Here is a 16,676-nt window from a genome sequence, read left to right as displayed (position 1 = left end):
CACATGGCCATCGTCAACGAGACCCACACGGAGCACCGCAACATGCAGGAGCACCACGGCACGGCCCGGTACTGGATTGTGTACGGCGCGCTCCTGGCCTTCACCCTCATCACGGTGGTTACCGGCCGCATGCACCTGCCCACCTTCGGGCTGCTGCTGGCGCTCGTCATCGCCACGGTGAAGGGCACCCTGGTGCTGCTGTTCTTCATGCACCTCATCGACCACAAGGGCGCCAACCGCCTCGTCATGGGCGTGTCACTGCTCTTCGTGGTGCTGATGATCGCCGCCCCGATGGCGGACTTCGCCACGCGCTTCCGCGGTTCGAATCCTCCCGGCTCGCACGTGAGCGACCTGAAGGATCTCAACTTCCCGGAGGCCCAGGGCGATGCGATGCACGGCGGTTCGCATGACCTGAAGAACCCGTCCACGCACCCGTAGCGGGACGGACAGCTCCCTGCTTCACCGCGCGGCGCCGAGGGTTCTCCCCGGCGCCGCGTGGCATTTGCGGGGCCTAGAATCCCACCTCGATGCTGACCGAGAGCGCGGTGTCGGTGGACACCTTCCCCTCGGCGGGCGAGCTGTCGTACTGGACGAGGAAGCTGGTGGCGAGCGCCAGCGTCTGGGTCAGCCGCGCCGTGAGCTTGGACTGGCTGTTGACGAGCAGGCGCGCATCGCCGAGCACGTTGGGCACCGCTTCGGCCTCCTCGGTGAAGATGACGTCCTTGGAGATGCCGTAGCGCAGCGCGACGCCCAGCCGGGGGCCGCCCAGGTCCACATCGGGCAGGTCCTCCCGGGTGGGGTAGTACTGGAAGCGCGTCTCGCGCAGGAAGCGGAACGCCAGGTCCGTGCGCAGGAAGGACTCCCGGCCGTCGGCGCTCTTCTCGTCCCACCAGAGGATGCCGGTACCGGCCTCGCCCAGGCCTCGCACCTCCACGCTCTTGATGTGGTCGGTCTCGGCGCCCGCCAGCAGGTAGCCGCTCACCACCTCGGTGAAGCGGCGGTCCCCGCGGACCTGCAGCGCGGCGCCCAGCGCCACCACCTGGGCGCGCTCGGGCTCCGTCTCCGTGGCCGGCAGGCGGCTGCGGCCGTACACCGCCTGGGCCCGGACGGCGTAAATCCAGTCGCGCGTCTTGCGCTGCGCGGTGGCCAGCCCGTTGAACGTCAGCGTGGAGGCATTGCCCGACAGGGAGATGAGGCCCAGGCCCACCGCCCCCGTCCAGGGATCCGGCACCACGGGCGCATCACTCTTCTGGGGCGCTCCGGGCATCGCCGCGGGGGGGACGGTGGGGGGATGGGCCAGGGCCTCCGTCAGCTTCTCCACGGCGGTGGCCATGCGCTCACTGGCCTTGGCCGCCTCCTGGGCCGCGGTGGCGGCGCTCTCCGCGGCGGCCGCGGCACGCTCGGCGGCGGCGGCCTGCGCGGGCGCCGGGGGGGGCGGGGCGGAAGCGGGGGGAACCTGGGACTGGAGGGACGTGGCAACGAGGAAGGCGGTCAGCATGGGAAACTCTCTTCAGGTCCTTTGTGTTGTCCTGACGACAGCGGACGTCCGCTCCCTTTACTCTTCCTGCGCGGTGCGTTCAGCCCCCCCGGAGCGGATTTCCATGAAGCCCACCTCCCCTGCCCTCCTTCTGCTGTTGCTGCTGCTTCCCGGCGCCGCGTCCGCGGCCCGTCAGGTCACCGTGCCGGTGGACATCGCGGTGGGCCCCTCCGCGCTGCTCTTCTTCGGACCTGTCTTCGACGACCAGCCCCTGCACACCGGCCTGAAGCTCGACGTGGAGGCGGTGCTCGACCCGGAGTGGTTGCGCAAGAACCGGTCGCTCATCCCCCGCAAGTACCGGAGCCAGGCCCTGAAGGCCGGGGAGATCCGCGTCGCGCCTCCCCTGGCGGCCCTCATTCCGGACACGCTCATCATTTCTCCGAAATACCGGAACACGGGCATCTACGGCGCCACCTGGAAGCCGCTGGGCATTGGGCTCGGGCTCACCCCCAGCCCCGTGCGCCTCTCGTTCGACGCGGGCCTGGTGCTCACCTACGCCTATCTGTACTCGGACACGCTGGAGAACACCCACTTCCTGCGGCCCGGGCTCCAGGCCGGGCTGGACCTCGAGTTCCAGCTCAGCAAGAGCTTCCTGCTGAGCCTCGGGTGGGCCTCCACCGTCTACGTTCCCCAGAAGCTGGGCACCCTGGGCGAGGTGAAGCCCCTGGATGCGTCCATCTTCCACGTGGGCCAGCCCTACCTGCTGCTCCACTTCCGCGTCCCCGTCACCACCCGGATCTGAGCCATGCGCCTCGTCCTCGCCACCGACGCCCAGAAGACCGAACGCGATGCCGTCACCTATTCGGAGTGGGGGCCGCCCCTCACCCGCGAGGGCTACGCCGTCCGCGAGCAGCGGCTGCGCGCCCACCCCTGGGCCCGCGCCGGCATGCAGACGTGGCTGCTGTGTGACGAGGCGGGCAGCGTGCTCGCCTCCTGCGAGACGTTCCGCACCCGCAGCATCCTGCGCGCCGGGGACGGGACACCCGTGCCGGGGGACAGCTTCGCCATCGCCAGCGTCTTCACCGAGGAGCGGCTGCGGGGCCGCGGCTACGCCACGCGGATGATGGACTTGCTCGTGACGGAGCTCGGGCGTGCGCCCGGCGCCCAGGCCGCCCTGCTCTTCTCCGATGTGGGCGCCCCCCTCTACCAGCGCTCGGGCTACCGCGAGGTGCCCGCCTGGAACTGGACCCTCGCGCCCGAGCCGGGCGACCCCGCCGCGTGTGTGGACGGACTTCTCACGGAGAAGGACCTGGAGCGCGCCCTGGCCCGCGCGAAGGAGCCCGAGCGGCCCTTTTACCTCTGGCCCACCGCCGCGCAGGTGGACTGGCACCTCGAGCGCGAGCGCATCTATGCGGAGCAGCTCGGCCGCCCCCGCCCGGAGGCCTGCGGCGCCACCGTGGGTGACTCCACCGCGCTCTGGGCCATGGTGGGCCGGTATGGCGTGCTCGTGCTGCTGTGGCTCGATGCCCGGAGCGCCCAGGACGCCGCCGCCCTCCTGGGCGCCGCCCAGCGCGTGGCCCACCGTGCGGGGCTCTCCCGGGTGGAGGTGTGGGAGGAGCCGGCCACCGCCCCCTGGCTGGCCCGCGTCCCGGGCGCCACGCGAGAGCCTCGGGACGGCTCCCTGCCCATGCTGCAGGCGCTGCGGCCCGGGGTGCTCCTGCCCGAGGACCTGCCCGTTGCCCGGGCCCTGTGGGTGTAGCGCGGAAACAGGGGTAGCATCGCGCCATGGAGTGCACCCGCTGTGGCGCCTGCTGCGTCGCGCCCGACATCGCCGCCTTGGACAAGCCGCTGGGGATGCGCTGTCCCCACCTCTCCGAGGAGAACCTCTGCACGGTGTATGACCGGCGGCCCAGCGTCTGCCGCAGCTACCAGGCCGATGAGGTGTGCCGCCTCATCGAGGCGCCCACGCTGGACGAGCGCGTCCAGAAGTACCTGGAGCTGTTCGAGCTGGGCGCCGAGGCGGCCACCCTCCGGCAGAAGGGCTGCACGTCCATGCGCCAGGCCCGCGGCGCCCTGTAGATTGCCGGCCCGTGCGATTCCAACCCACCGAAGCCTTCGCTCCCGCGCCGTGGCTGGCCTCCCCCCACGCGCAGACCATCTATGCGTCGCTCGTGCGGCCCACCCGTGGCCCGCCCCTGCGCCGCGAGCGGCACGAGCTGTCCGACGGGGACTTCGTCGACCTCGACATTCTCGACTCGCCCGAGGGCGCGCCGCACGTGCTGGTGCTCCACGGGCTGGAGGGCTCGTCCGGGTCGGGCTACGTCGCCGCCGTCCTCCGGGGCGCGGCCTCACGGGGCTGGGGCGCGACCGCGCTCAACTTCCGCTCCTGCAGCGGCGAGCCGAACCGCCTGGCGCGCTCGTACCACTCGGGGGAGATTGGCGACGCGCTCGAGGTGATGGGGCTCCTGCGCCGGCGCCTGCGGGGCCCGCTGTACGCGGTGGGCTTCTCCCTGGGCGCCAACGTGCTCTGCCGGCTGCTGGCGGAGACGGGCGCGGAGGCCCCCGTGGAGGCCGCGGCGGCCGTGAGCGCGCCGTTCTTGCTGGATGCGTGCTGCCGCAAGATCGACGGTCCGGGCCCCTTCCAGCGCCTGTACCGGGAGCGCTTCCTGCGCACGCTCAAGCACAAGGCCCGCGAGAAGCTGCGGCGCTTTCCCGGCGCCTTCGATCGCAAGGCCATGGAGGCCGCGCACTCCATCCGTGCCTTCGATGATGCCGTCACCGCGCCCTTGCATGGCTTCCGGGATGCGGCTCATTACTACGCGGAGGCCTCCTCCGGGCCCCGGCTGCACGCCATCCAGCGGCCCACCCTACTGCTGAGCGCCAGCGATGACCCCATGCTGGAAACCCCCGTCATCCCGCCCGGCGCCGCGGACAACCCGCTGCTGAGCATCGTGTTGACGGAGCACGGGGGCCACGTGGGCTTCGTCTCGGGCCACTGGCGCGCCCCGCGCTTCTGGGGCGATGCCCAGGTGCTGGAGTTCCTCGGCCGCTTCGCCCGGCAGGCTCACCCGAAGTAGACGATGAGCCCCAGCTTCGCGGAGGGCCTGGCGTAGAGGAACCGGCCCCCTTGCGCCTCCAGCGAACTGAGGTTCGCGAGGAAGGGTTCTCCCAGCGTCTCCAGGCTGGGCACATCGAGCTGCACCCAGCTCATGCCCCCGCGGACGAAGAACATGTACCGGCCGGGCGCGCCGGCCTCGAAGCCCAGGTGCACGCTGGCGTAGGAGTAGCCCACGCGGTCCATCGTGGGGCCTGGCATCTGCGAGCTGTCCGACAGGCGCCGCGTCAGCGCATGGGCGCTGCCGGCGAACGCATGTCCCAGCTCGAACGAGAGAGAGGGCGAAGCGCCCGCCCGTAATGGCCGCAGCGTCACCGCCACCCGGCCCCCCAGCCGCAGGCCATTGTGCGCGCCCCCCATCTGCAGCCGCAGGTGCGGCGAGGGCCGGAACACCGCGGACCAGCCGATTTTCTCGGGCAGGTTCGCGTCCAGCAGCAGCCCGAAGGGCGCCAGACGCTCCGGATCCTGCATCCGCAGCCGGACTTCATTTCCAAACGCGTGCGCCCGGCCATCCAGCGCATGCGCTCTCGGGGCCAGGAACACGAGCCCCATCGCGAGAAGCGCGAACACCCATGTCATGCTCGCCCTCCCCTCCGAACGTGAAAACGCCGGTCCCAGCGAGCGTGCTTCCCCGCCAGGTACCGGCTCTCCATCCCCGCCACTCGACCTACCCCTGAGCCGTTCCTAAACCCCCCGACCGTCCATCCCCCCAACGTCACGCCCCCACTTCCGCGACGTCCCCACTGCACTGCCATTCCCCCCGACCGTCCCCCTCCCCCCGCACTGCGTCCTGCCCCGTCCCGCCCGTCCTGCCCCGTCCTGCGAACTGCCCCGTCCCGCCCGTCCTGCCCGCCCAGCCCCGTCCCGCCCGTCCTGCCCGCCCAGCCCCGTCCTGCGAACTGCCCCGTCCTGCCCCGTCCCGCCCGTCCTGCGAACCGCCCCGTCCCGCCCGTCCTGCCCCGTCCTGCGAACCGCCCCGTCCCGCCCGTCCTGCGAACCGCCCCGTCCCGCCCGTCCTGCGAACCGCCCCGTCCCGCCCGTCCTGCCGCCCCGCCCTGCCCCGTCCCGCCCGTCCTGCCCCGTCCCGCCCGCCCTGCCCCGTCCCGCCCTGCCCCGTGCTGCCCACGCCTTTGTCCTTAGCATTCGGCGTGCCGATGCCCCTGGAGCCCTCCATCTCCTGTCATTTCAACCCGTTACCTCTTGGCATGGGCATGAAGGGAGGGGCCCTGAATCCAGGCTCCGGAAAAATCTCCCGTGCATCCCTCCCGCCCTGGAAAAAGAGGGGGCCGTCCCCGCGGGAAATGCGCCAGCGAAGAGGGGCCACGTTAGAACGAGGCCATGTCTCCCCTCCCCCCCTGTGGGCTTTATCGCACCCGGCAGGCCCTCGGCTCCCATATCCCCGAAGGCCGCCTGGTCTACTTCCACAACCATGGAGACCCGGGGCCTGGGCTCTACCTGCCCAGTGGATGGAACCAGAACCGGGCCCAGTGGCACGCGCGGGGCACGACGCTGCCGGCCCCAGAATGGGCCGAGCACCTGGAGCCCCTCGTGAACGAGGGCTTCTACCGGGTCCGGGAGTCCTTCTTCTGTTGTGAGAAGCGCTGCCAGACCTTCGAGGAGGACCAGCTCGTGCAGCTCGGTTACAACGGCGCCGCCGAGCCCATCCTCTTCGTCCCCCAGTGGGGCGCCTCGGGGCTGGCCTTTCCCACCGCGGGCACGCTCGTGGAGCGCAAGCGCCTGGACCGGCTCACCGCCCTCAAGGTGCCCCTGGCCGCCACCGAGGACGGCACGGCCCCCTTTCACTGAAGGAAGGCCCGCCCTCCGGACGAGGGCCTACTTCACCGGCGTCAGCGTCACCTGCGTCTCGCCCAGCAGCGTCCCGCGCTCATCCGTGAAGCGCGCCCGCACCTCCAGGGGCTGGGAGAGCCATCCGCCCTGCACCGGCGTGCTGTAGGCCAGGGGCACATCCACGCCCGGCGCCACCGGCACCGCGTCCCCCTCCCGCGGGAAGAACTGGAGCAGCTCCCCCGAGGGGGCCCGGCTGGCCACCGACAACCGCGCCTGCTCCGGCGCCGTGTAGCTGAACTGCACCGCCGCGCCCTCGGGACAAGCCAGCGCGCCCCCGGGCGAGGCTTCCCCGGCCACCTTGCCCTCGGGGGTGATGCAGAACGCACGCACCCCGAACGCCTTTCCACCGGCGCCCGCGCGCGCCTGCCACTCCGCCTCGCCGGTGCCGGGCTGCGCCCTGGGCAGCACCACAACGGCCACGGCCGCCGCCGCCGCCATGGGCAGCGCCACCTTCCACCAGCTCCAGAACGGGGCCCGCGCCGGCGCGGCGGCCTGCTCCGCGCCCTTCACGCGCGAGAGCACCTGCGCCTCCAGCAGACGCTCGCGGCCCACGGGCAACACGCGCCGCTCCAGCGCGGACTCCACGCGGGAGAGCTTCTCGTAGGCCGTGCCACACGCGGCACAGGCCTTCGCGTGCGTGCGCAAGCGCGCGTGGCCTTCCGCGTCCAGATCCCCTTGGAACAGCGCCCGGAGCGCCATCTTCGCCTCCCCACTCTCGCACGTCATCCGTCCCCACTCCTCTTCAAGAAGCCCCAGCCTTTCGCCTGGACGCCTTGCAGATACCCACGCTCCTGCAGGAACTCGAGCAGCCGAAGCTTGAGTCCCTTCTCCCTCCGGCGGACCTGGATGCGCGTGAGGCCCACCCGCTCCGCGGCGCTCTCCTGCGCCAGCCCTTCCGAGAACCGCAACTCGAACAGCGCCCGCTCCTGCTCGGAGAGCCCCTCCTTGAAGTCCTTCAGCAGCGCTTCGACCTCGCGGTCCTCCAGCATCTGCTCCAGGTTCTCCCCCGTGCCCTCGGCCCCCGACTCCCAGTCGAGCGCGCTGTCCTCGTGCTGAGGGCCCAGCCCCGCCACCACCTCGCGCGAGCGCAGCTCCTCGAGCACCACGTTGCGCGCGATGCCCATGAGGAACTGTCCATAAGGACGCACCCCGTCGTACGCCATCCGCGTCCGGGGCTCGAAGGCGCGGGCAAAGGTCTCCAACACCGTGTTCTCCACCTCGAGGGCACTTCGCAGGTGGGAGTAGCCCCTCCCCCGGAAGGCCGCGCCCCGCAGCATCCGGGCCAGCCACTCAGAATGCGCGCGGAATACCTCCCCGAGCACGTCCGGTGCGCCCTCCCGGAAGCGCCGCAATCGCTCCTGGTCCCACTCCCACGCCATTTCAGCCACATACAGCGGCGTTCACCGGCCGTCACCTCTCCTTGTCAGAAGCCGACCCGGCTGGATCGCCCCCCCCCGAACATGGCACTCTGAATGCCCAGAAACCTGCCGTGGGGGCGCGGCCGGCCACCCCCCACCTTCGCGCCATGCACCTGTCCTATCGCCTCCTTGCGTCCCACTGCGTCATGCTGCTGCTGGGCGCGGGAGGGGCCCTGCCCGGGTCCGCCCGGGCCGAGGCCCCTCAGCGAACCGCCTACACCCTCATCGTCGCCAACAACGCCAGCCTGGACCCGAAGCAGGCGGACCTGCGGTACGCGGACGACGATGGGGCCCGCTACTACGAGCTGCTCGCCCCCCAGTCCCAGCAGGCCGTGCTGCTGAGCGTGCTGGACGCGGAGACGCAGGAGCGGCACCCGGGGCTGGCCGCGCGCACCCGTCCGCCCACCCGGGCCGCCCTGCTGGAGGCCCTCCAGGGGCTCAACGCCCGCATGGCGGCCGACAAGGCGGCCGGGCACATTCCGGTGCTCTACTTCATCTTCACCGGCCACGGGCAGCGCGGGGCCGCGGGTGAAGGCTCGGTGAGCCTGCTGGACGGCCCCTTCAGCCGCACGGACCTCTACAAGCAAGTGATTGCCCCCAGCACCGCGGGGCTGCTCCACCTCATCGTGGATGCGTGCGACTCGTACTTCTTCGTCAACTCGCGCGGCGCGCTGCCGGTGGGGCCCGCCCTGGGCTCGGCGGTGACGCAGCACCTGGCCTCGCGCGAGCTGGAGCGCTACCCCCACGTGGGCGTGGTGCTGTCCACCTCCAAGGCCCAGGAGAGCCACGAGTGGAGCGCCATCTCCGCGGGCGTCTTCAGCCACCAGGTGCGCTCGGCGCTGGCGGGCGCCGCGGACGTGAACGCGGATGGGCGCGTGGAGTACTCGGAGCTGATGGCCTTCATCGCCTCCGCCAGCCAGGGCGTGGAGGATGTGCGCGGCCGGCTGGACATCTTCGCGCGCCCGCCCCTGCTCGACCGCAGCGCGGCCCTGAGCGATCTCGCCCAGAAGTCCGGCCTGGGCTACCTGCTCATCCCCGAGGGGCAGGGCGGCAGGATGTGGGTCGAGGACACCCGGGGCGTGCGCCTGGCCGAGTTCCACAAGGAGCGCGAGCGCGCGCTGGTGCTGGGGCTGCCCTCCGGCCGGGGGTACTACCTGCGCACCCCGGGGCAGGAGGCCCGCTTCACCGTGACGCAGGGGCGCGAGGTGGTGGACGCAGGCGGGCTCTCCTGGACGGCCCTGTCGGTCGCCAGCCGGGGCGCGCTGGAGGATGCCTTCCGGGACCACCTCTTCAGCGTGGCGTTCGGCCCGCGCTTCTACAGCGGGTACGTGGCGAGCACCGGCGCGGCCCCCGTGACGCTCTACCCCGGGCCTGATCTCTCCCCATGACGGCCCTTTCGCTCGCGCTGCTGATGGCCCTGGCCTCCCAGCCCTCGATGCTGCCCTGCGAGGGCGAGCGCCTGGCGCTGATTCCCTTCGACACCGTGGCCGTGGCGCGCGCCGAGGCCCGGCGCACGGAGGAGGCGGTGCGGCGCGCGGTGGCCCGGACGGAAAACACGTGCCTGGAGCCGCGCCAGCGGACGGTGGAGGGGCTCTTGGCCCAGGGCAACCCCCTGAGCCCGTGCCTGAACGCGGCCTGCCGCACCGCCCAGGTGAAGCACTTCGGCGCGCAGTGGCTGGTGCGAGGGCGGGTGATGGGCCTGGGCGGGGCGCGCTCGGTGGCGCTGGTGCTCGTGGGCCCGGATGGGCAGGAGCACCGGAGCGCCTTCACGCTTCCGGAGGAGGAGGCGGGCACCGAGCAGGCCGCCGCGCAGGCCTTCGCCTCGCTCTGGGAGGGACGGCTGCCCGCGCAGCCCCAGGGCGTGGTGGTGGAGACCCAGCGGCGGCGGAGCGCCTGGCCCAAGGTCATGCTGGGCGCGGGCGCGGCCGCCCTCGCCGCAGGGGTGGGCTTTGGCCTGGCGGCGCGCGCCACGGAGAACCGCCTCTCCGAGGGCACCGGCGGCTGCACGGGCGAGGGCGAGGCCCTGCGAAGCTGCTTCGCGGACGGGCTGCGCAAGGGCAAGCAGCAGAGCCGCCTCGCCAACGGCCTGATGGGTGCGGGCGCGGTGCTGGGCGCGGGCGGCGCCCTGCTTTTCGTCTGGGAGTTGCCATGAACCTGCGCTGGAGCCTCCTCGGGTGGGTGGTGCTCTGCGGGCTGGGTGCGACGGCCTGCCTGTTCGATCCCAACTTCTCCCGCTTCGAGCGGTGCGGCCCCAACAACGCCTGCCGCAACGGCTACACCTGCCTGACCGAAGAGGCCGTCTGCCTTCCGGACTGTGGCTTCCAGGGGACATGCGACGTCACGGACCCGCCCCCCGGGGAGGAGCCGGACGGCGGACTGCCTCCGGACGGAGGTGGCGGACAGACGCCGGACGAAGGCGAAGACGCGGGCACCGACGCGGGCATTCCCACGCTCAAGCCCCTGCGCTGGGTGACGCAGAGCCTGAGCCTGGCCACGGAGGCCACGCCGTACGCCCAGGTGCTGGAAGTGGAAGGGGGCGTGCCGCCCTACACGTTCCGGTCTGTGGGCAGCTTGCCCCCGGGGTTCAAGCTCAGACAGGGCTTCCTCGAAGCGGAGGACAAGCACACGGTGGGCGTCTTCGACGTGGCGCTGGAGGTGAAGGACTCGGCCACGCCCCCCTCGACGCTCCGAAAAGAGGACTTCAAGCTGACCGTGCGGACCCTGCTGCGGCTGGCGGGGCCGGTGACCCTCGTCACGGGCTACAGCGGCACCGCCTACGCAGAGCGCGTGTACGCCACGGGAGGCATCGCGCCCTATGCCTTCAAGATGGAGAGCGGCAGCGCGCTTCCCCCTGCGCTGTCACTTCAAGACGGTGGCACCCTCTCGGGAACCCCCAACAGCACCACGGGGGTGAAGACCTACCGGGTGCGGGTCACCGACTCGGGAAATCCCCCGCAGATCTCCATCCGGGATCTCTCCCTCGACATCGCGATACCGCCCATCTCGCTTCTGAGGGAGATCGCCACCCAGTCCCTGCCAGATGGGCGGGTCGGGACGCCGTACCACTACGTTCTCAAGGCCTCGGACGGGATGCCCTCCTGGTCCGTGTCGAAGGGCACCTTGCCCAGCGGCATCCGGTTGAATTCCTCCACGGGGCTCCTGGAGGGCACGCCGGACAAGGCCGGCACCGAGCTCTTCACCCTCTCGACGAGCGGCCTGTTCGTGCAGAACCGCGAGTTCCGGATCACCGTGTACTGAGGCCGCGCGGCGCTCAGGCCTGGCCCACCGGGGGGCGGAACACCCGGAGCAGGTGGTGGGCCAGCACCTCGCCCACCGCCTGCTTCAGCGCGCTCAGGAGCCGGTGCAGCCCCTCGGCCGAATCATCCCTCACCTCGAGCACCCGCTCGTGGCTCCCATCGAAGACGCGCAGGCTGCCGGGGATGAGCGCGATGACGGCTTGCGCGGGGTAGCGCTTGCGCAGCAGGGCCAGGAACAGCGGGTGGTCCTCATCGGGCCTTCGCAAGTCCACCACCACGACGGACGGGGGCGTGGAGGCCAGGGAGGCCAGCGCCGCGTCGGCGTCCTCGGCGGCGCCCACGGCGAGCTCCGGCTCCGAGAGGAAGCGCAGAAGCAGTTCGCGCGAGGCGCGGTGAGGGCTGACGACGAGGACATGTCGCATGGGCCTGGGCAGGTATCCGAAGCCCCGCAGCGCGGCAAGCCCGCCCTTCAGTTCTCCGGCAAGCCCGTCCGCTCGGCAACGGGGGGCTCCAGCTCCGGGGCACGCAGCGGGCGGGCCACGGTGTCCAGCGTGGGCAGCACGGGCACATCCTCGCCCGTGGCGGCGCCCAGCTCCTTGAATCGCCGGGCCCCGGGCAGCACGCGCACCTCCAGCGAGCCCACGGTGGTGTTGTATGCATCCACGGCGCGGTCCAGGTTGCGGCCCAGGTCGCCGAAGTGGCGCGCCAGCGTGCGAATCCGGTCATACAGCGAGCGGCCCAGCTCGCGGATGTCATGGGCGTTGCGCGCCACGTTCTCCTGGCTCCACCCATAGGCCACCGCGCGAAGCAGGGCGATGAGGGTGGTGGGCGTGGCGAGGATGACCCGCCGGTCCACCCCCGCCTCGATGAGGGCCGGGTCCTGCTCCAGCGCGGCGCTGAAGAACGTCTCGCCCGGCAGGAACATCACCACGAACTCCGGCGCGGAGGGGAACTGCTCCCAGTAGGCCTTGTCCCCCAGCGCCTTGAGGTGGGCGCGCGTCTGCGCGGCGTGCTCGCGCAGCTTCACCAGGCGGGCGCCCTCGTCGCGCAGATCCAGCGCCTCCAGGTACGCCTGGAGCGGGGCCTTGGAGTCCACCACCACGCACTTGTTGCCGGGCAGGCGCACCACCATGTCCGGGCGCAGGCGCCCGCGCTCGTGGGTGACGGTCTCCTGCTGGACGAAGTCACAGCACTCCACCATGCCGGCCAGCTCCACCACGCGCCGCAGCTGAATCTCCCCCCACCGCCCGCGCACGGTGGGGGCGCGCAGGGCGCCCACGAGGCTGGCCGTCTCGGCGCGCAGGGCCTCCTGGGTGGAGGCGAGGGACTGGAGCTGCTGGGCCAGCCCCCCGTAGGCCTGGGCCCGCGCCTGCTCCAGCTGGTTCACCTGCGCATCCACCTTCTCCAGGGACTCGCGCAGGGGCTTCACCATCGCCTCGATGGAGCGCTCGCGCTGGGTGAGGTCCGCGCGGGCCCCCTCCTGGAAGCGCGAGAGCTGGAGCTGGGCCATCTCCAGGAAGGACTGGCTGTTCATCCGCAGCGCGTCCGCGGAGAGCGCCTTGAAGGACTGGGCCAGCTCATCCCGGGCCTCGGTGAGCAGCGCCAGCTTCTCCTCCATGGCGCGGCGCTCCTCGTCCGTGGCGGACTGGAGCGCGGACAGCCGCACCTCCAGCCCCGTGCGGACCTCCTGGAGCTGCCGGACCCGGAGCCGCTCGGCATCCAGCGCCCGGCGCAGCTCCTGAAGCTCCCCTTCCCGGCCGCGCAGCCGCTCGGCCAGGGTGGCCCGCTCGGCCTCGCCCTCCATGCGGACGAGGCGCGTCTCGTGCTGGAGCCGCCCCTGGAGGAGCAGCCACGTCAGACCGGCGCCGAGCAGGCTTCCGGCGAGGAGCAGGACGAGGGCAAGAGCGAGGGCCATGGAGGGCACGGCCCCTAGCACACCCCTCTGACATGCCCGGCGGGGGGCCCTGTCGGGGTGGCGCCAGGAAGGGCGACAGGCTACTCAACAGGTCCTACCGATGACGACCGAGCTTCACTTCGACTGCGGCACCCTGGTGGCCCCGGCCCTGCCGGAGGACGGGCCCCTGCGCGCGCTCTTCCAGAAGGACGGGCGTACGGGGGTGTTCCGGGCGGCGGCCTGGCGCTACCGGGAGGTGGTGCTGCGGCTGCGCGAGCTGGAGGCCCCTTATAAGGATCAGGCCCGGCGCTTCGAGCCGCTGGAGGTGGCGCTCACCACGCCCATCGAGCCCTTTCCGCACCAGCGCGAGGCGCTCGAGGCCTGGACGCAGGCCGGAGGCCGGGGGCTGGTGGAGCTGCCCACGGGGGCGGGAAAAACCCTGCTGGCGGTGCTGGCCATCGCCCAGGTGAAGCGGCCCACGCTGGTGGTGGTGCCCACGCTGGACTTGATGGCGCAGTGGCAGACGGTGCTGGCCCGGCACCTGGGCGTGCCCGTGGGGCTCCTGGGCGGCGGGGTGAACGACCGGCAGCCGCTGACGGTGACGACGTACGACTCGGCGATGGCGCAGACGGAGTTCCACGGCAACCGGTTCGGCCTGCTCATCTGCGACGAGTGCCACCACCTGCCCGCGCCCAGCTACCGCTTCATCGCGGAGGGCTCGCTGGCCCCGTACCGGCTGGGCCTGTCCGCCACGCTGGAGCGCGCGGACGGGGGCGAGCGCGTGTGCGAGGAGCTGCTGGGCCCTCGCGTGTACCGGGCGGACATCCGCGAGCTGCAGGGCCGCTACCTCGCGCCGTACGAGGTGCGCCGCATCGAGGTGCCCCTGTCTCCGGACGAGAAGACCCGGTACGACGAGGCCCGGGCGCGCTACCTGGGCTTCGTGCGCAAGAACGGCATCGCGTTGAGCGCCCCGGAGGGCTGGGCGCGCTTCCTGGCGCAGAGCCAGCGCAGCGACGAGGGGCGCGCGGCCTACCGGGGCTACCGGGAGCAGCGGCGCATCGCGCTGACGTCGGCCGCCAAGATGGAGGTGCTGTGGCGGCTGCTGCTGGAGCACCGCGAGGACCGGGTGCTCGTCTTCACCGACGACAACGAGACGGTGTACACGCTGGCGCGAAAGCTCCTGCTGCCCGTCATCACCCACCACACGCCCGTGCCCGAGCGCAAGGCGCTCCTCGCGGCCTTCGCGAGCGGGGAGCTGCCGGTGCTGCTCACCTCGCGCGTGCTCAACGAGGGGGTGGACGTGCCCGAGGCGCGCGTGGGGGTGGTGCTCAGCGGCAGCGGCAGCGTGCGCGAGCACGTGCAGCGGCTGGGCCGCATCCTGCGCCAGCGGCCGGGGAAACGCGCCCTGCTGTACGAGGTGTGCTCGGCGCAGACGGCGGAGAGCGGCATCAGCGAGCGGCGGCGGCAGCACAGCGCCTACCAGGACGGTGAGCCGTGCTGACCCGGGACTTGCTGCTGTTCCGCGTGCGCGAGGGCAAGCTGCGCCCCTCCTTCATCAAGCGGGAGGACCCGGAGCTGCTCGCCCTGGCCACGGAGCTGGTGGCCGAGGTGGAGGGGGCCCGGGGCCAGATGCGGGATGACGTGGAGGAGACCCTCGCCCTGCGCGCGGGCGCCTTCTCGCGGCCGAAGATTGCCCGGGGCCTGGTGAAGCTGCTGCTGGACCGGGCGCTGTTCGACGAGGCCACCGAGGGGGCCTCGGCGGTGCGCTGGGAGCGCTTCCAGACCGCCGCCCAGGTGCTGCGGACGCTCTCCCCCGGGACACCCGTGGAGGTCTACGAGGCCCGGCTCGCGGAGGTACTGCCCGCCCCTCTGGAGGAGGTCCGCGAGGCGCTCTACGCGGACCTGCCGGGCTCCCGGCGGCTGCTCGGCTGGGAGGCACTCACGCCCCCGGAGCTGCTGGACCGGTACAACCTGGCGCTGGCCCAGGGCCCCCTGCTGGGCGCGCGGCGGCTCACCCTCCGCGCCCGGGCGCCCACGCTGCTGCGGGTGCGCAAGGTGCTGCGGTGGCTGAAGTTCTGCCGGCTGGTGGCGGAGGTGCGCCAGGAGGGCGACGACTGGGCGCTGGAGGTGGAGGGGCCCGGGGCGCTGCTGTCCCTGCAGAAGAAGTACGGGCTGCAGCTCGCCAGCTTCCTGTCGGTGGTGCCGGTGCTGGAGCGCTGGGAGCTGTCCGCGGAGGTAGAGACCCACGCGCGACGGCGCGCGGTCCTCGTACTGGACCAGAGAGATCCTCTCGTCTCTCCCCACCCAGCAGCGCTGGGACACATTCCGCCCGAGGTGGCCACGCTGGCCCAGGGCTTCGAGGATGCGGAGTGGGCGATGGACCTCACGCCCCTGCCGCGGCACACGGGGGCCGCGGGCCTGTGCGTGCCGGACCTCACCTTCCGCCACCAGAAGACGGGGCACGAGGTGGCGCTGGAGCTCTTCCACGCGTGGCACGCAGGTCCCCTGGCCCGGCGGCTCGCAGAGCTGCGCTCGCGGCCCGATCCGCGCTTGCTGCTGGGGGTGGACCGGGCGCTGGCGCGCGCGGGGGACCCCGGGGAGCTGGAGGCTCACCCGCAGGTCATGCTCTTCAACGGCTTTCCCTCCGCGCGCAGGCTCCGGGAGCGCCTGGCCCGGCTGGCGGAGGGCTGACGCCCCCGGGCGTCAACCGCCGCGAGGGCGGAAGTTCGACGCCAGGACGCTGAGCAAGCGGATGGCGCTGCGGTCCAGTTGGCGGGCGCGGCGCATGAGCCGGCGCAGCTCCGCGGGCTCGCCGGCATCCGAAGGAGGCTCCGCGGCCCACTTCACGTCCTGCGAGGGCTTGAGGCCCAGCGCTTCGTCCGCGGAGATGGAGAGCACCACGCACAGCCGGCGAAAAGTCTGGATGCTCGGCAGCATGTGGCCGCGCTCCAGACGGCCATAGACTTCGCTCGCAATACCAATGCGCTCAGCGACGTCGGCCTGCGTGAGGTTGAGGCGCTGTCGAGCGAGGCGAGCAGCCGCGCCGAGCCTGGCTGCGAGGGTCTTTTCCATATTCGTTAACCCACCGGGTTCGCCTATGTCGATATGACTTGCAGGGTTGGCTTCCAAGAACTCGGCAGGTAGGCTCGTACGGATATGACCAGACGAGTCACATGGCTGAACGAGGTGTGGACGGTATGGTTCGCGTGAAATTGCCCTGCTTTCTCTTCGTGGATCAGAACCCGCTCTGGCTGTCGGCGCTGGGGCGTGCGAGCCGCGATCTTCCGGGCTCCAAGCTCCTGGCCCGCAACGCGGAAGAGGCGCTGCGCCTGCTGCGGCAGCACGCGCCCGAAGTCGTCGTGAGCGGCTACTGCCTCCCGGAAGTGGACGGCCTGAGCTTGCTGGAGCAGATGAAGGCCCTGGACCCCCGCGTGGCCTGCGTGCTGCACACCGCGCATCCCCCGGGGAAGCTGCGGAGCGCGCGCGGCATCGCGCTGGTGGAGAAGGCCTCCCCTCCCGGGACGCTCCCGTCCGTCCTGAAGGCGCTCTACATCGCGCTCACCGGACAGCTGCCCACCTCACCGGGAGAACCTGACACGGCCTGAGGCCAGCAGGACCTGAGAGGTCCACTGGCCGCCCCCCACCTTCAAGAGGGGGCCCGCGGACA

At 72.0% G+C, this 16,676-nt stretch carries 19 protein-coding genes; 12 read left to right on the top strand and 7 right to left on the bottom strand.

Annotation, left to right across the window (positions count from 1 at the left end):
• The first annotated feature begins 3 nt into the window (after positions 1 to 3).
• On the top strand, positions 4 to 438 hold the full coding sequence (locus tag KY661_RS04020; protein WP_225408921.1) for a cytochrome C oxidase subunit IV family protein: 435 nt from the start codon (positions 4 to 6) through the stop codon (positions 436 to 438).
• Between the two features lie 73 nt (positions 439 to 511).
• Here the strand turns inward: KY661_RS04020 and KY661_RS04015 are convergent, their stop codons facing one another.
• Positions 512 to 1,498 carry a DUF481 domain-containing protein gene (locus tag KY661_RS04015; RefSeq protein ID WP_225408920.1) on the bottom strand — a complete coding sequence of 329 codons (987 nt, stop codon included), beginning with the start codon at positions 1,496 to 1,498 and terminating at the stop codon, positions 512 to 514.
• Between the two features lie 103 nt (positions 1,499 to 1,601).
• Here KY661_RS04015 and KY661_RS04010 point away from each other — a divergent pair, with 103 nt between their 5' ends.
• From KY661_RS04010 to KY661_RS03995, 4 genes are read left to right on the top strand one after another with little or no spacing between them, the layout of a single operon-like run.
• Complete coding sequence (locus KY661_RS04010) at positions 1,602 to 2,279, top strand: hypothetical protein (protein ID WP_225408919.1); 678 nt, start codon at positions 1,602 to 1,604, stop codon at positions 2,277 to 2,279.
• Positions 2,280 to 2,282: 3 nt separating this feature from the next.
• Positions 2,283 to 3,236, top strand: a complete 954-nt coding sequence (locus tag KY661_RS04005) for a GNAT family N-acetyltransferase (protein ID WP_225408918.1) — start codon at positions 2,283 to 2,285, stop codon at positions 3,234 to 3,236.
• A 26-nt stretch (positions 3,237 to 3,262) separates the two neighbouring features.
• Positions 3,263 to 3,556 carry a YkgJ family cysteine cluster protein gene (locus tag KY661_RS04000; RefSeq protein ID WP_075007402.1) on the top strand — a complete coding sequence of 98 codons (294 nt, stop codon included), beginning with the start codon at positions 3,263 to 3,265 and terminating at the stop codon, positions 3,554 to 3,556.
• Between the two features lie 11 nt (positions 3,557 to 3,567).
• Positions 3,568 to 4,554: a hydrolase gene (locus tag KY661_RS03995; RefSeq protein WP_225408917.1), complete on the top strand. Its 987-nt coding sequence runs from the start codon at positions 3,568 to 3,570 to the stop codon at positions 4,552 to 4,554.
• Here the strand turns inward: KY661_RS03995 and KY661_RS03990 are convergent.
• A complete protein-coding gene (locus tag KY661_RS03990) occupies positions 4,542 to 5,171 on the bottom strand; it encodes a hypothetical protein (RefSeq protein WP_225408916.1) in 630 nt (209 codons plus the stop codon). The two genes, KY661_RS03995 and KY661_RS03990, sit on opposite strands and share 13 nt — an antisense overlap.
• Before the next feature lie 759 nt (positions 5,172 to 5,930).
• On the opposite strand from KY661_RS03990, the gene KY661_RS03985 reads away from it, so the two are divergent.
• Positions 5,931 to 6,398 (top strand): hypothetical protein, encoded by a 468-nt coding sequence (locus tag KY661_RS03985; RefSeq protein WP_225408915.1) that lies wholly within the window; start codon positions 5,931 to 5,933, stop codon positions 6,396 to 6,398.
• A 27-nt stretch (positions 6,399 to 6,425) separates the two neighbouring features.
• Here the strand turns inward: KY661_RS03985 and KY661_RS03980 are convergent, their stop codons facing one another.
• Both KY661_RS03980 and KY661_RS03975 read right to left on the bottom strand, forming a co-directional pair.
• Positions 6,426 to 7,166 (bottom strand): anti-sigma factor, encoded by a 741-nt coding sequence (locus tag KY661_RS03980; RefSeq protein WP_225408914.1) that lies wholly within the window; start codon positions 7,164 to 7,166, stop codon positions 6,426 to 6,428.
• Complete coding sequence (locus KY661_RS03975; protein WP_225408913.1) at positions 7,163 to 7,819, bottom strand: RNA polymerase sigma factor; 657 nt, start codon at positions 7,817 to 7,819, stop codon at positions 7,163 to 7,165. The genes KY661_RS03980 and KY661_RS03975 overlap by 4 nt, the downstream gene beginning before the upstream one ends.
• Before the next feature lie 110 nt (positions 7,820 to 7,929).
• Between KY661_RS03975 and KY661_RS03970 the strand changes: the two genes are divergently transcribed.
• The 3 genes from KY661_RS03970 to KY661_RS03960 are packed head-to-tail and all read left to right on the top strand — an operon-like array spanning position 7,930 to position 11,116.
• The gene (locus KY661_RS03970; protein ID WP_225408912.1) at positions 7,930 to 9,246 is read left to right on the top strand and encodes a hypothetical protein; all 1,317 of its coding nucleotides are present in this window, start codon (positions 7,930 to 7,932) and stop codon (positions 9,244 to 9,246) included.
• The gene (locus KY661_RS03965; protein ID WP_225408911.1) at positions 9,243 to 10,010 is read left to right on the top strand and encodes a hypothetical protein; all 768 of its coding nucleotides are present in this window, start codon (positions 9,243 to 9,245) and stop codon (positions 10,008 to 10,010) included. Before KY661_RS03970 ends, KY661_RS03965 begins: the two co-directional genes overlap by 4 nt.
• Complete coding sequence (locus tag KY661_RS03960) at positions 10,007 to 11,116, top strand: Ig domain-containing protein (protein ID WP_225409183.1); 1,110 nt, start codon at positions 10,007 to 10,009, stop codon at positions 11,114 to 11,116. Before KY661_RS03965 ends, KY661_RS03960 begins: the two co-directional genes overlap by 4 nt.
• Positions 11,117 to 11,129: 13 nt before the next feature.
• On the opposite strand, the gene KY661_RS03955 is transcribed toward KY661_RS03960, so the two are convergent.
• Both KY661_RS03955 and rmuC read right to left on the bottom strand, forming a co-directional pair.
• Entirely contained in the window at positions 11,130 to 11,537 is a 408-nt protein-coding gene (locus KY661_RS03955) for a DNA-binding response regulator (protein WP_225408910.1), read from the bottom strand.
• Between the two features lie 47 nt (positions 11,538 to 11,584).
• Entirely contained in the window at positions 11,585 to 13,030 is a 1,446-nt protein-coding gene (gene rmuC, locus KY661_RS03950) for a DNA recombination protein RmuC (protein ID WP_225408909.1), read from the bottom strand.
• 100 nt (positions 13,031 to 13,130) lie between these two features.
• Here rmuC and KY661_RS03945 point away from each other — a divergent pair, with 100 nt between their 5' ends.
• Both KY661_RS03945 and KY661_RS03940 read left to right on the top strand, forming a co-directional pair.
• Positions 13,131 to 14,510, top strand: coding sequence for a DEAD/DEAH box helicase family protein (locus tag KY661_RS03945; protein ID WP_225408908.1), 1,380 nt, complete (start codon positions 13,131 to 13,133; stop codon positions 14,508 to 14,510).
• Positions 14,504 to 15,700, top strand: coding sequence for a DUF790 family protein (locus tag KY661_RS03940; protein WP_225408907.1), 1,197 nt, complete (start codon positions 14,504 to 14,506; stop codon positions 15,698 to 15,700). The genes KY661_RS03945 and KY661_RS03940 overlap by 7 nt, the downstream gene beginning before the upstream one ends.
• Positions 15,701 to 15,712: 12 nt before the next feature.
• Here KY661_RS03940 and KY661_RS03935 read toward each other — a convergent pair whose 3' ends face one another.
• On the bottom strand, positions 15,713 to 16,081 hold the full coding sequence (locus KY661_RS03935; RefSeq protein WP_013377485.1) for a helix-turn-helix transcriptional regulator: 369 nt from the start codon (positions 16,079 to 16,081) through the stop codon (positions 15,713 to 15,715).
• Between the two features lie 125 nt (positions 16,082 to 16,206).
• Here KY661_RS03935 and KY661_RS03930 point away from each other — a divergent pair, with 125 nt between their 5' ends.
• Positions 16,207 to 16,614 (top strand): response regulator, encoded by a 408-nt coding sequence (locus tag KY661_RS03930; RefSeq protein WP_075011297.1) that lies wholly within the window; start codon positions 16,207 to 16,209, stop codon positions 16,612 to 16,614.
• Positions 16,615 to 16,676 lie beyond the last annotated feature (62 nt).

Source organism: Allostigmatella hybrida (genome assembly GCF_020103775.1).
Taxonomy (GTDB): domain Bacteria; phylum Myxococcota; class Myxococcia; order Myxococcales; family Myxococcaceae; genus Hyalangium; species Hyalangium aurantiaca.
This window is presented reverse-complemented; position numbering and strand designations above follow the sequence as displayed.

Excerpts from the sequence above, each read along its gene's own strand:
- KY661_RS04020 (WP_225408921.1), top strand. The coding sequence starts at position 4 with ATGGCCATCGTCAACGAGACCCACACGGAGCACCGCAACATGCAGGAG.
- KY661_RS04015 (WP_225408920.1), bottom strand. The coding sequence starts at position 1,498 with ATGCTGACCGCCTTCCTCGTTGCCACGTCCCTCCAGTCCCAGGTTCCC.
- KY661_RS04010 (WP_225408919.1), top strand. The coding sequence starts at position 1,602 with ATGAAGCCCACCTCCCCTGCCCTCCTTCTGCTGTTGCTGCTGCTTCCC.
- KY661_RS04005 (WP_225408918.1), top strand. The coding sequence starts at position 2,283 with ATGCGCCTCGTCCTCGCCACCGACGCCCAGAAGACCGAACGCGATGCC.
- KY661_RS04000 (WP_075007402.1), top strand. The coding sequence starts at position 3,263 with ATGGAGTGCACCCGCTGTGGCGCCTGCTGCGTCGCGCCCGACATCGCC.
- KY661_RS03990 (WP_225408916.1), bottom strand. The coding sequence starts at position 5,171 with ATGACATGGGTGTTCGCGCTTCTCGCGATGGGGCTCGTGTTCCTGGCC.
- KY661_RS03985 (WP_225408915.1), top strand. The coding sequence starts at position 5,931 with ATGTCTCCCCTCCCCCCCTGTGGGCTTTATCGCACCCGGCAGGCCCTC.
- KY661_RS03980 (WP_225408914.1), bottom strand. The coding sequence starts at position 7,166 with ATGACGTGCGAGAGTGGGGAGGCGAAGATGGCGCTCCGGGCGCTGTTC.
- KY661_RS03975 (WP_225408913.1), bottom strand. The coding sequence starts at position 7,819 with ATGGCGTGGGAGTGGGACCAGGAGCGATTGCGGCGCTTCCGGGAGGGC.
- KY661_RS03965 (WP_225408911.1), top strand. The coding sequence starts at position 9,243 with ATGACGGCCCTTTCGCTCGCGCTGCTGATGGCCCTGGCCTCCCAGCCC.
- KY661_RS03960 (WP_225409183.1), top strand. The coding sequence starts at position 10,007 with ATGAACCTGCGCTGGAGCCTCCTCGGGTGGGTGGTGCTCTGCGGGCTG.
- KY661_RS03955 (WP_225408910.1), bottom strand. The coding sequence starts at position 11,537 with ATGCGACATGTCCTCGTCGTCAGCCCTCACCGCGCCTCGCGCGAACTG.
- rmuC (WP_225408909.1), bottom strand. The coding sequence starts at position 13,030 with ATGGCCCTCGCTCTTGCCCTCGTCCTGCTCCTCGCCGGAAGCCTGCTC.
- KY661_RS03945 (WP_225408908.1), top strand. The coding sequence starts at position 13,131 with ATGACGACCGAGCTTCACTTCGACTGCGGCACCCTGGTGGCCCCGGCC.
- KY661_RS03935 (WP_013377485.1), bottom strand. The coding sequence starts at position 16,081 with ATGGAAAAGACCCTCGCAGCCAGGCTCGGCGCGGCTGCTCGCCTCGCT.
- KY661_RS03930 (WP_075011297.1), top strand. The coding sequence starts at position 16,207 with ATGGTTCGCGTGAAATTGCCCTGCTTTCTCTTCGTGGATCAGAACCCG.